Source organism: Nostoc edaphicum CCNP1411 (assembly GCF_014023275.1).
Taxonomy (GTDB): domain Bacteria; phylum Cyanobacteriota; class Cyanobacteriia; order Cyanobacteriales; family Nostocaceae; genus Nostoc; species Nostoc edaphicum_A.
In genome coordinates this window covers 471,519-483,471 of the sequence record NZ_CP054698.1, presented here as the reverse complement: position 1 = coordinate 483,471, position 11,953 = coordinate 471,519, and the positions used below count along the sequence as shown (strand labels likewise).

The following is an 11,953-nucleotide window of genomic DNA, read 5'->3' as shown; positions in this document are numbered from 1 at the left end:
TCTTGATTTCAGATAAATTTTGTAGAATTTGGGGAATTATTCATGACAAATAAAAAAGATAACTTGAGGCTGCTTATATCTCTAGGTCTGGCTGGAGTAATGGTAGCAGCTATTTTGTGGTTAATTAGCAAAGTTTCTTCGACCATTATAACACCATCAAACCCCATATCAGCTTCATCGTCGTTGACAAATAAGCCTTCATTAATGAATTTGGGTACAAGGATTTTGGTGAAAGTGCAAACGTATCCTGAGAAAACAGATGGAGTTAAAGCTTTTGCTGAAAAAGATTTTACAACTGCTGTTAAAAAGTTCACTGCTTCTCTAAAAAATAATCCCAATGATCCGGAAACTTTAATTTATTTAAACAATGCCAAAATTGCACAAGATAATTCGATCCCTCTGAAAGTTGCTGTCATAGCTCCAATTAACTTTGATCCGAGTTTATCAGAAGAAATTTTGCGTGGTGTAGCTCAAGCTCAAAATGAAGTTAATAACCAAGGAGGGATTAATGGTAAAAAGCTGCAAATTGTAATTGCAAGTGCTGAGAATAGAGAAGATTCTACACGGATAGATAATGAATTAGTTCAAGACAAGAGTATTGTGGCAGCAGTAGGTGTTAGACGTAACGCCGCAATTTATAGTGAGAATCGCTTGGTGTTAGTTTTACCTGTCGAGCGACCAAATCAAGTCGAAAATCAAGAAAATTTAGAAAGCAATTCAATAAATAATCAACCTAATAGTTCCACAACTAACTACTTGTTCCATGTAAATCCGCTTTATGATAATTTAGTAGATACTCATTCTCGCTACATTGCTCGACAAGCAAGAAATATTGCTATTTGTGGTGATTCTCGTAGTTCAAGAAGTAATTCAACCTCCTCATCAAGTCAGATACTTGTAGAACAGTACACTCAAGCGATCAAAAAATATGGCGGCAACGTTATTAGTACACCTTGCAATTTGGCAGATAAGAATTTTGACCCTAGAGCTTTTGTAGATCAAGCCATAGAAACAGAAAATGCAAGTGGCTTTTTACTAATGCCCTCAATCAGAAATATATATTTTGCCACCAAAGTAGCACAAGAAGTTAAAGGCAGAAAACCACTGTTTGCTTCTGAAAATATGTATAGTGCAACAACTTTACAAAATGGCAAGGATTTAGAAGGAATGGTATTACCTGTGTATTGGCATCGTGATGCTAATAAAGATAACCCCTTTGCGGAAAATGCCTTTCAGCTTTGGAATGCACAGGTAAATCAGAGAACAGCGGGAGCTTATGATGCACTCCAAGCAATTATTGCCGGCTTGAAACAAGACAACACCCGTGAAGGATTACAAAAGGTACTGTCTAATCCCAATTTTTCAACTTCTGGAGCAACGGGAATGATTCAGTTTTCTCTCTCTGGTGAGCGTCAAGGAGAAGCAATGCTAGTCAAAATTGAGCGTTGTGAGTCTTGCTCTACTGGAACTGGTTACGATTTTGCCCTCTTGAATAAGAAGTAGTTTTTTTGACGTTAATTTTCATTCTAAAGATATAGATTGCTGCCAAATAGGTAATCTGTTCAATTTGGATGTCATACTAAATCGATTTATCTGAATTGCAACCATGAATTGAAGCGATCGCTTCAATTTTTATTTCTATTCTGTAACCCTAAATTTGTCTTTTTCTACCCAGAGTTGTGAACGCGATCACTCAAAAGAAAGATGGAATATCCCTAACCTCTATGTCAAGGTTATATCAGTAAGAACTACGAATACTTTGCCGAGGAGAACACGGATGGTAGCTACATTAGATGATACGAAACGCAATGCTATTGCTCTAAAATTAGCAAGTCTTAAAGCACTCCAACAATTGGTGATCGAAAATGAGCGATTGCTTTTGACACAAGGGCTTGATGCCGAAATTGCCGATCGCATCCGTAATTTCCTAAACGATGACGAAAAAAATCTTGGTGTTCTAGAAACTGTAATAGGTCAGTATGGCATTCAGGCTGAACCCAAAAAAGTTGTTACAGAATTCATTGCAAAAGCTCGCGAATTGTTCAAAGGTTCTGAGTTGAGCCTGTATGAAAAAGTATCTCAGCATGAATTGCTGAAACATCAACTAGTAATGAGTGGCTTAATAGTTCACAAAGCTGCTCAAAAAGTTGGTGCTGACGTTTTGCTAGCGATCGCACCTTTGAATACCATTAACTTTGAGAATCGCGCTCACCAAGAGCAACTCAAAGGCATTCTGGAAATTCTGGGTGTCCGCGAACTCACCGGACAAGATGCAGATCAAGGAATTTGGGCACGTGTTCAAGACGCCTTGGCCGCAGTCAGTGGTGTGGTAGGTAGTGCTGTTACCCAAGCCAGTGACAAAAAAGATCTAAATATCCAGGATGCTATCCGCCTCGATCACAACAAGGTAAATACTTTATTCACCGAACTACTACAAAGCAACGATCCACAAAAGATCCAAGAGTACTTCGGTCAAATTTACAAGGATCTAAGTGCCCACGCTGAAGCTGAAGAAGAGACAGTCTATCCAAGAGTACGTCCTTTCTACGGTCAAGATAACACCCAAGAATTGTTTGATGAACAAGCTCATGCCAAGCAGGCTTTAGAAGAAATCAAGGCTCTCAGCCCATCTTCACCGCAATTCAAAGAAAAAGTCAAACAGCTGATGGATGCTCTTGGCGATCATATTCGTCAAGAAGAAACCACAATGTTTGCTGCTATTCGCAACAACTTAAGCACTGAGCAAAGTGAACAACTTGCTACTGAATTCAAGGCTGCTAAGACTCGAATTCAACAAAAACTGGGTGTTGTTACCGAATCAAATGTGTAGGATGCTTTCAGGCTTTCTATAACCGCTAACAAATGTTAGCTAAATAAAACTCCCAGCGTTGATCTGCTGGGAGTTTTTGTTTACAAATTTTGCTGATAGTATTTATAAGCGGCGTATGCCATAGTTACAACCCCAGTGATAATAGCAGATTCATCAACTTCAAATTGGGGATGGTGTAATGGGTAGTTGATGATTCTTTCTTGGTAGCCTACACCCAAGCGAAACATAGAACCGGGGGCATGTTCCAAATACATAGAAAAATCTTCAGCACCAAGGGAAGGTTCGGGTAAGACTTGAACGCGATCGCTACTCCAAGCTTCTTCTGCGGCTGATTGTAACAATTGCGTCAGGGTATAATCATTTTGAACGCTGGGTACGCCCTGGCGATAATTGACTTGATAGTTTGCTCCGTAGGTATGGCAAACATTAGATACAATATTTTCAATCCAGTTCGGGAGATGGGCACGAGTTTCAGGATGGAGCGATCGCACGGTTCCCAATAACTGCACTTTATCCGCAATTATATTCGGCGCTCTGCCACCATTAATCTTCCCGATACTCAATACTACAGGACGCAAAGGATTCTGCGTCCGACTGATGGCTTGTTGAAGCGCAGCAATTACTTGGCAAGCAATCCAAATCGCATCAATCGCCTCATGGGGACGCGCCCCATGTCCAGATTCTCCCATAATCAGAATTTCTAAATCATCAGCGGCGGCTGTCAATGCCCCATAACGCACGCCAATAGATCCTGCGGGTATAGAAGGGAAAACATGAACCCCTAATACAGCCGAGACATTTTCCATCGCTCCATCTTTCACCATCCAGCTTGCCCCTTGGGCAATTTCCTCCGCTGGCTGAAATAAAAACCGCACTTTCCCACCCAACTCCTCTGCTAGCTGAGACAGCACCATTGCCGTTCCTAACCCCACTGTGGCGTGGACATCGTGACCGCACGCGTGCATAATCCCATCTGCGCGAGAGGCATATTCCAAATTAGTGCCTTCTTGAATTGGTAAGGCATCCATATCGGTGCGAATTGCTAACAAACGGTCATTTTGCTTAGTGCCTTGGAGTTCTCCAATAACGCCCGTTTTGCCAACTCCTTCTTCTACGTGCAGACCGCTGGAAGACAAAACACCAGCTACGAAGGCTGCTGTTTGGTACTCCTGACCGCTGAGTTCTGGGTGAGAGTGAATGTGGCGGCGAATTTCAATTAACCGGGGCGCTAGTTTTGCTGCTAAGTCTTTAATAGAGGTAAGCATTGATTCAATTAATCTATAGGCTTTTTTCCCATGATAAAGAACTGTTAACAAACAAAATGCTTTTGCTATAAAAGGATAGTGATTAAAGAAGGCAGGAGACAGGGGAAAATTAATAAGACCTTTTGCAAAATTATTTTATTGTATGAGAGTGGGCTTTGACTTTAAGTTACTCTACTCAAATGCGAATTGAACCATACCACTCCCATCATATTGATGCCGTCATTCGTCTTTCGCTTCGGGCATGGACTCCAGTCTTTGATTCGATTCAGAAAGCGATGGATCTTGACGTGTACCAGGAACTGTATCCTGCCGATTGGCGTGTAAGCCAGCAAAATTCTGTTGAGGAAGCCTGTGCGGCAGAGGACACAAAGGTATGGGTTGCGATCGCCGTTGGCGGAGCCTCTAGTTCAATCGTGGGCTTTGTAGCCGTGAAACTCCACTCGGAGGGCAGCTTGGGAGAAATCTATATGATCGCCGTCGATCCAGACTATCAACGTCGAGGCATTGGCACCGCTCTGGTGGAATTCGCTCTTGATTGGATGAAAATTGCTGGAATGTCCGTTGCTATGGTCGAGACTGGAGGCGATCCTGGCCATGCCCCGGCACGTTTTACCTATGAAAAGCTGGGTTTTGGGCTGTTACCAATCGCCAGGTACTTCAAGAAGTTGTAGATGCGGAGAGTTTGAAATGCCCCATGCCCTTCAAGAGTGCTGGTGCTGAGTTGGGAATCTCACTTTTTTACTGAGGACGAGCTAAACGCCCCGCTACGGCTAACGGAAACGTTTTCCCCCATGCCCCAGTCCCCAATTTATTTTGAATAACAGGTTGTACCTGGAGTATTTTCGGGTTGAAACTCGTTACATTCTCTGAGATTTTGACGCTCTAACGACCAGCCATAAGGCTTATCAGATGTGACGACACCATTAGCTAGAGTTGTTAGTCGGAAGTTAGCCCCCCGAAAATTGGTAAAATCCAATTTCGCATCTTTTAAATTTGCTGCTTCTAAATTGGCGCTGATGAAACCGGCAAAAGATAAATTGGCATTTTCCAGGGATGCTGATTTCAAATTTGCTCCTGTTAAGGAAGCACCACTGAGATTTGCTGAATTTAGAACCGCACCTTCTAAATTTGCACCAGTGAGATCGGCATTCGTGAGATTAGCTTGAGATAATGTAGCGCCGCTCAAGTCAGCCCCTCGTAAATTTGCTCCAGTTAGATTTACTTGAGTTAGGTCAGCACCACTTAAATTACACCGAGGACAGGCACTTGTTGCCTTCAACTGATCCAAATCTAGTTGATTTAATGCAAGGCTCTGCTCTGCAAACCCGAAACAAGCTAATAGGACGCTGGTAGCAACAATCTTAAATTTCATATTTTTTATAGATATCCACAAAAATGACAAGTTACGCACATTGCGTACTGTCATAGTTACATATACAGCATCCCTAAAGAACAGTGGGGATGAAGCATTCATTAAGAAGCTGTAAAAATACTATAAATTCTAGTGGTAAGACTACTCAAATTGAAATATAGGCTATAGAATCGATTCGTAAGGAACTATACCGAACCAATTATAGACTACCATATATGTGATCCCCCTAGCTCGATGAAAAAGACGACTAGGGGGATCTTGTTTTTGGGCATTGGGCATGGGGCATTACTTATTTCTCCCTCGTCTCCCTTATCTCCCCCATGCTCCCCTGCCCCCTGCCCCCTGCCCCCTGCCCCCTGCCTCTTTCATCGCCATCCTAAAAAGCGCAATCCAGGGACAATTAGGTAGTAACTCACGCCTAACCAAAAGCTGATAAAGAAGCCCACAGAACCAAAAAAAATCAGAGGTAACTGTAACTCTGACCAGGCTGGTTGACTAGTAAATTGGAAAATTGAAGGTGCTAACCTCAAAATAATCAAAACTGCATAAGCGATCGCACTACCAAAGGCAGCGAACACAGCGTAAACTATATGGTGGCTGCGAAGTCCTAAGCTCAAGGTGAGTAGGCAAACTGCTACTAAAATCACTGCCACTAAGCCCTCGCCACTGTCTTTTGGGGTGATTAATTGCAAAATTAACCAGCCGAAGCCATAGCTAATTATGCCCATCAGCGACGCCACTAAAAACCGCCGCTGTTGACCAAAACACCCGGATACTGTTAGTCCCCAAGCAGTTCCCCAACCTGCTGCGACGAATACCAAAATATCTGCCCCGAAGACGGGTTGAGTATTTGGCACTAATTCGTTTAGCTGACTCCCAAGAAATTCCACAATCAAAGGCCCCAAGCTGGTACGATATGCCAAAATAAAACCAGCGATCGCACCAAAACAAGCGCCAACATAAGCCAAGATCATCGCCCAAATCGTTGCCAAACAAGCTTGTAGAATTTTGATGATTGTCTGAGCAATGAAAACAAAGGTTTTAGTTACAGCTTGGCTAAAGTTAGCCAAAATCTGTTCAATAGCTTGTGTTAGCTGTGTAAATCTCTGGGAAGCTTGTATTGAAGCTTGCTTAACGTTGTCTCGCAATCGAGCAAATAATCCTGGTGGCGGTAATGGTTGAGAAATCTTCGCCAAACGTTTTTGAATTATAGCTGCATTTGCTGGACGCGATCGCACATCCTCATGCACCATTTCATCCAACAAATCGGCTAGTTGCGGGTTGACATTTACCGCAGTTCGCCAGCGCAATTTTCCCGTTTGCTGATCTTCCAACTCTAGCGGGTATTTGCCTGTTAGTAGTTCAATTACTGTTCGACCAAGGGCATAAAAATCGGCTCCTGTCCCAACAATACCTCCACTCACTTGTTCTGGTGGACTGTAGCCAGAAGAAAATAATCGCGTGGAACTAGACTGAGAACGCAGCTTAGAGGCGCTAAATTGTTTTGCCCCGCCAAAATCAATTAGTACCAGGCGATCGCCCTCTATTTGCCCTTGAGGCGGGGTTATAGATGGCGAAGAAGTGCCCAGCATTAAATTAGAAGGTTTAATATCTCGGTGAAGAATCTGGCGTTTGTGTAATTCCTGTAAAATTTGTAGAGCTTGTGCAAACCAGTTTAAAACCAAATCCTCTGGACACCCTTGAGGAAACTTTTTTAATATCTCCTCTAAAGTGCGCCCATTGATTTTTTCCATTACCAAACAAGGCAGTTGGTGCGATTTGGGATTAAACAGGTTTACATGAAAATATCCATCGACATCGACTTTGGGGACACCAGGATGCTGCAAGCTAGATAAAACTGCCGCCTCTTGGGTAAATAATTCCAGTGCCTTTGGCGAATCTTCCACCAACACTTTTAACACTTTCTCAGTTTGAGTTTTTTCATCCCAAACCGTGTAGATTTGAGCAAATCCTCCCGATCCCAAAGGCTGAAGTGGAACATAGCGGTCTAGCAACTCTAGCGGTGCGCCACAGCTGTTACAAAATTTGTTTCCCCAAGGCTGAGGATAAGGACGTTGACAATCAGGATTTATGCAGTGAACCGCACTCTGAGTGATGTGGGACACAACCGCTACAATACAAAGGCTGACTTGATTTTAACGTTTCTTGAGGTTTCCTGATTTTAAAATCGGCAAAAGGAAAACCCTCATAGATTGTATGAGGGCAATTCATTTATATTTACAGCGGATTTCAAGGAAGGTGAAGTAAACAAGCTAAGTCTCAAAGCAAGGTAGAAAGCCTGTTTTACTCCTGAATTCTGACTCCTGAATTCTGAATTCTGCTGTATATCAGTTCTTAGTTACGAAAACTTCTCTTACTCTGTCTGTGCTTGGCAACTTCTTTGCGTTTGCGTTTTTCTAAGGGTGTTTCAAAATGACGATGCTTTCTCATATCTGGAAAAATTCCAGCCTTGGAAACTTCTCGCTTAAATCGTCGTAAGGCTGATTCAATATGTTCATTGTCACCGACAATTACTTGGGTCATTACATCTCCTACTAAGTTGACTTTATCAATGGCTAGGCAAGCATTCAGGGGTGGTGAGTGCTGAGTGATCCCATAGATAAATCTAGAGGATTGAAATAAGGACGAGGAATCGTTCTTGGACACTCAGCACTGCTTTGGTAAGATTACAAAAAAAAGACAGACTCCTTGTCTGACCTTAAGACTTTAGGCAAATTTTTTTGTTTCCAAGGTCTAGTAGCGGTTGCGTCCACCGCCGCCACCACCGTATCCTCCTCGGTTTCCACCAAAGGAACCTCTATCACCTCTGTCTTCCTTGGGTTTAGCCTTATTCACTTTCAGGTCACGACCCATCCATTCAGCACCGTCGAGAGCTTCAATAGCAGCTGTTTCTTCAGCTTCAGTTCCCATTTCCACAAAAGCAAAGCCTCGCGGACGACCTGTTTCACGGTCAGTAGGTACTTGAACTCGTTTTACAGTACCATATTCTGCAAAAATACCACTTAAATCTTCTTGTGTAACGTCATAAGAGAGGTTACCTACATAAATTGACATCGATTCTCTCCAAAATCATCACTGTGTAGAGATTTTAATTTCTCTGAGAAGTCTGTAAATACTAAAAGGAAAAAGCCTTTCAATACTAAAACCAAAGACATCACTGAATTAACTCTCCTAATCATAGGATGACATAGGAGACAACTCTCTGCATCCAGTAGATAGTTAACAGATAGTTAACCAGTGATGCGATCGCACCTAAGCGATCGCCCGCCCCCTCCTACTCTAAGTACTGCCCACCACAAAAAAGGGTTGGAAATAGAAGAAGATAAATTCTGTAGGGTGATATAAAAAATCAGACATACGGGGGCGCATCTTCAGAATATCCGCATTGAACGTTTGACTGCATTAACCATGAAGCATTACTCCAAAATTTTAATACGAAAGCTAAAGTCAGGCAACAAATTTGAAGGAGGCAGGGGGCAGGGGAGCAGGGAGCAGGGGGCAGGGGGCAGGGGGAAGTAGCCTCTGATCAGGTATGAACGAGATAAACGAGAGAATAAGGGAAATTGAGCTTTTTTATACTTGTGTGTACACTGTAACCTTTTGGGAAAAGGGGAGACAAAGCGTAACTTTGGCGGGATGGGGTTCTTTGGGTTTAATAAGTAACCCCAGTTGCTAGGTCAAGTTGCTTTTCATCACCTTTCCAAGCGGTTTCCAATTCAGTTTTGACAAGTTTAGCAGCCTGATCTTTGCCGAGTGCCTGCAAACTTGCCTGCAAGCCAAATAGAGAACGCCCGTTATGCGGATACTTTTTGAGATCGGCACGAAAGACTTTCTCAGCCTCTCTATAGTCACCCTTAGCCAAAAGCACAGCGCCCAAAGACTCTCGCGTGGGAAAGTACCAGTCTGGTGGTTCCACGTAATCGAGAGCATCTTCTGCTACTATCGCTTGTTTTAGTAATTGAATGGCAGATTCATAATCATGCTTTTTTCTGGCAATTTTGGCGTCTAAAACTTTTGAGGCAATGTCTAAAATGCGACTGGCAGGGCTAAATCCAATGGTTGCTTCGGCGGGAATTACCTGTTTGGCGGCTAGTAATGCACTGCTTTCATTTGCTGCATCTTCAAGTTTGCCTGTGGCTGCCGTTGCCATACCACGAGCAAAATGCCAAAGTGCTGTGCTAGTAGGTAGTTTCGCATCGGGAGCAGGAGTTTTTAAGATGGCATCCCAGTCATGAAAGCGTGTCTGAATCAGCATTTTGCTGCCCAGGAATCCCTCAAGCATTGGTATATGTGGGCCAATAGCAGTAACGTTGGTGACTAATTTCTCTGCGGATTTAAGAGCATCTTCATACTTTCCTGCCATGCTGCTGGCTACCATGAGAAAATGTACGTTGTGGTTATAGTACATCATGGGGTAAGTGCCCTGGACTTGATATTTTTTGATGTAAATATCATCTTGAGCGATCGCCTGCTGGTTAACCTGCATTGCCCCTTCATAATCTCCGACACGAAAATAAATATGGGAAGGCATGTGTACCAAGTGTCCCGCCGCTGGCGCTAAAGTTCCTAGTCGTTTGGCACTCATAAGGGCCCGTTCTGGGGAAGGCGAGGCTTCTACGGCATGGATATAGTAATGATTAGCTCCCGTATGATTTGGGTTTCGTTGGAGAACTGATTCTAAAACAACTACAATTTCTTCTGTATCTGGCTGTGGCTTGCCATCTTTAGTCCAGTGCTGCCAAGGATGCAAATCCATTAAGCTTTCAGCGTAAAGCGTCGCCGCATCCAAATCATCAGGATAGCGCTTGACTAGGGTTGCCATTGCTTTTGCGTAGTCTACCGCTAGTTGATACAAGTCTGCATCAGGAGCTTGGGAGTAACGTTTTGCTAAGGCGGTAATGTAGTCTTGTTCTTGGGTAGATGCTTGGGTGGAAAGTGCCAAGGCTTGCTGTACTGCTTGGTAAGCAGCTAATTCCCGATTGGGGTCTATTGCTGAGTTAATATTAGGCCCCAGGGCTAAAGCAATACCCCAATATGCGATCGCTAAATGCGGATCGAGTTTGGCAGCGTGTTGAAAAGAACGCATTGCCTCGTCATGATTGAAAGCGTAAATTAAATTTAATCCCTGATCGAAAAACTCTTGTGCTTGGAGATTAGCAGTAGAAACTGGATGGTGGATTGTGCCAAGTCCAGATATTAAGGTGTAGGGCTGTTTTACTTCAGCGATCGCCGCACTAGGAGCGACTAAAGAGAGTATCAGTACCCAAACTATAAATAAGTACTTCATTGTCTATATTCTTTTTTTCAAGCTCTTTTTTTCTTAATATTCAAATGCCACAGTTTCTCTAAAGAGGCAACTTGTTGGCAAAGAACAGCAGCACGCTGTTTATTATAAATATTAAACCCTGCAAATACAATCATTAGAATCAAGACTGAACATCCGATGAAAATGTTAACAGATGCAACAGTTTGCATCCTAGAGTCTACATATTGGGAGTTGGTAGTTGGTTGAGTAGTAGAATGCGATCGCATAAATACCTTCATTAAATATTAATAAGTTAAGAAGCTAGAGATAAACGTGGATACTTGTTACTGCTGTCTTTAATCAGAAATTAGTCACAAGTTCTACTAGTGCAGCATGGCAGAGCCAAACGCTTGCGACTTGATAACGCTGCGCTATCGATCACCAAATTTTTGATGCTTGGAAGCCTCAGCACCCTGCCTGTAGGCACTTCAAAGCCACTGATTAGACCTTTCTGTGCTTTCTTGCACCAGCTAAATTACTCTTCAGTTAAAACTTGAAAAATTATGTTTCTTTCCGCGCAATATTTGTGACAAAAGCAAACAAAAGGAGGAAGCGGAGCGATCGCTCAGTCGAGCCGCAGGAGAATAACTTCCCCCTGCTTCAGTAGTTTTCAGGACTTAAGCAAACAATACCCGAAAAGAATGAATTGCCCCTACAGCTTATTATTCCTGCCTTCTGGCTCCTTCAACATCATCGCTGTCTACCTGAAGTTATAAATGTTTTTGTCTCAAGATAGAACAATAAAATGATACCTTTCCCTCTTTTGGATGTTACTTGAACTCTCCAAGATGAATTTAACTGTTAAATAACTATGTACAAAGAACACAAATATTCTTCATAAAAGCATCGTCAGATAGAAGAATTAAAAGTTGTCTAAAAGTAATCTATAAACATTGCAGCGCTTTTCGAGCAAGCAATAACAAATCAACACTTAAAATACTTTAGGAACAAAGAATATGAGTATCGAAGATAAAGCAAAAGCTGTTGCTAAAAACATCGAAGGTAAAGTACAAGAGGCTATTGGCGAAGTAACTGGCGATCCTAAAGATAAAGCGGAAGGTAAGGCTAAACAAGCTGAAGCCCAAGTCCGTCACACCGCTGAGAATATCAAAGATGAAGTTAAAAAGACTTTAGACTAAAATATCGCAATATTTATTATA

At 42.5% G+C, this 11,953-nt stretch carries 11 protein-coding genes; 4 read left to right on the top strand and 7 right to left on the bottom strand.

The annotated features are described in order from the left end of the window. Nucleotides 1-42 precede the first annotated feature (42 nt). Nucleotides 43-1,503 carry an ABC transporter substrate-binding protein gene (locus HUN01_RS04770; protein WP_181930314.1) on the top strand — a complete coding sequence of 487 codons (1,461 nt, stop codon included), beginning with the start codon at nt 43-45 and terminating at the stop codon, nt 1,501-1,503. A gap of 274 nt (nt 1,504-1,777) precedes the next feature. Further along, a complete protein-coding gene (locus HUN01_RS04765; protein WP_181930313.1) occupies nt 1,778-2,830 on the top strand; it encodes a hemerythrin domain-containing protein in 1,053 nt (350 codons plus the stop codon). Between the two features lie 80 nt (nt 2,831-2,910). Here HUN01_RS04765 and HUN01_RS04760 read toward each other — a convergent pair whose 3' ends face one another. Next, entirely contained in the window at nt 2,911-4,095 is a 1,185-nt protein-coding gene (locus HUN01_RS04760) for a M20 family metallopeptidase (RefSeq protein ID WP_181930312.1), read from the bottom strand. A gap of 179 nt (nt 4,096-4,274) precedes the next feature. Between HUN01_RS04760 and HUN01_RS04755 the strand changes: the two genes are divergently transcribed. Further along, entirely contained in the window at nt 4,275-4,766 is a 492-nt protein-coding gene (locus HUN01_RS04755; RefSeq protein WP_181930311.1) for a GNAT family N-acetyltransferase, read from the top strand. 137 nt (nt 4,767-4,903) lie between these two features. On the opposite strand, the gene HUN01_RS04750 is transcribed toward HUN01_RS04755, so the two are convergent. From HUN01_RS04750 to HUN01_RS04725, 6 genes are all read right to left on the bottom strand, one after another. Then, on the bottom strand, nt 4,904-5,467 hold the full coding sequence (locus tag HUN01_RS04750; protein ID WP_181930310.1) for a pentapeptide repeat-containing protein: 564 nt from the start codon (nt 5,465-5,467) through the stop codon (nt 4,904-4,906). A 365-nt stretch (nt 5,468-5,832) separates the two neighbouring features. Next, a complete protein-coding gene (locus HUN01_RS04745) occupies nt 5,833-7,593 on the bottom strand; it encodes a serine/threonine protein kinase (protein WP_181930309.1) in 1,761 nt (586 codons plus the stop codon). Nucleotides 7,594-7,822: 229 nt separating this feature from the next. Further along, entirely contained in the window at nt 7,823-8,011 is a 189-nt protein-coding gene (rpsU, locus tag HUN01_RS04740) for a 30S ribosomal protein S21 (RefSeq protein ID WP_012407716.1), read from the bottom strand. 210 nt (nt 8,012-8,221) lie between these two features. After that, nucleotides 8,222-8,542, bottom strand: a complete 321-nt coding sequence (locus HUN01_RS04735) for an RNA recognition motif domain-containing protein (RefSeq protein WP_069068229.1) — start codon at nt 8,540-8,542, stop codon at nt 8,222-8,224. Between the two features lie 598 nt (nt 8,543-9,140). Beyond that, entirely contained in the window at nt 9,141-10,775 is a 1,635-nt protein-coding gene (locus tag HUN01_RS04730; protein ID WP_181930308.1) for a tetratricopeptide repeat protein, read from the bottom strand. Nucleotides 10,776-10,792: 17 nt separating this feature from the next. Then, nucleotides 10,793-11,032 (bottom strand): hypothetical protein, encoded by a 240-nt coding sequence (locus HUN01_RS04725; RefSeq protein ID WP_238845990.1) that lies wholly within the window; start codon nt 11,030-11,032, stop codon nt 10,793-10,795. 717 nt (nt 11,033-11,749) lie between these two features. Between HUN01_RS04725 and HUN01_RS04720 the strand changes: the two genes are divergently transcribed. Beyond that, nucleotides 11,750-11,932, top strand: a complete 183-nt coding sequence (locus HUN01_RS04720; RefSeq protein WP_181930307.1) for a CsbD family protein — start codon at nt 11,750-11,752, stop codon at nt 11,930-11,932. Nucleotides 11,933-11,953: the final 21 nt, after the last annotated feature.

Excerpts from the sequence above, each read along its gene's own strand:
- HUN01_RS04770 (WP_181930314.1), top strand. The coding sequence starts at position 43 with ATGACAAATAAAAAAGATAACTTGAGGCTGCTTATATCTCTAGGTCTG.
- HUN01_RS04765 (WP_181930313.1), top strand. The coding sequence starts at position 1,778 with ATGGTAGCTACATTAGATGATACGAAACGCAATGCTATTGCTCTAAAA.
- HUN01_RS04760 (WP_181930312.1), bottom strand. The coding sequence starts at position 4,095 with ATGCTTACCTCTATTAAAGACTTAGCAGCAAAACTAGCGCCCCGGTTA.
- HUN01_RS04755 (WP_181930311.1), top strand. The coding sequence starts at position 4,275 with ATGCGAATTGAACCATACCACTCCCATCATATTGATGCCGTCATTCGT.
- HUN01_RS04750 (WP_181930310.1), bottom strand. The coding sequence starts at position 5,467 with ATGAAATTTAAGATTGTTGCTACCAGCGTCCTATTAGCTTGTTTCGGG.
- rpsU (WP_012407716.1), bottom strand. The coding sequence starts at position 8,011 with ATGACCCAAGTAATTGTCGGTGACAATGAACATATTGAATCAGCCTTA.
- HUN01_RS04735 (WP_069068229.1), bottom strand. The coding sequence starts at position 8,542 with ATGTCAATTTATGTAGGTAACCTCTCTTATGACGTTACACAAGAAGAT.
- HUN01_RS04730 (WP_181930308.1), bottom strand. The coding sequence starts at position 10,775 with ATGAAGTACTTATTTATAGTTTGGGTACTGATACTCTCTTTAGTCGCT.
- HUN01_RS04725 (WP_238845990.1), bottom strand. The coding sequence starts at position 11,032 with ATGAAGGTATTTATGCGATCGCATTCTACTACTCAACCAACTACCAAC.
- HUN01_RS04720 (WP_181930307.1), top strand. The coding sequence starts at position 11,750 with ATGAGTATCGAAGATAAAGCAAAAGCTGTTGCTAAAAACATCGAAGGT.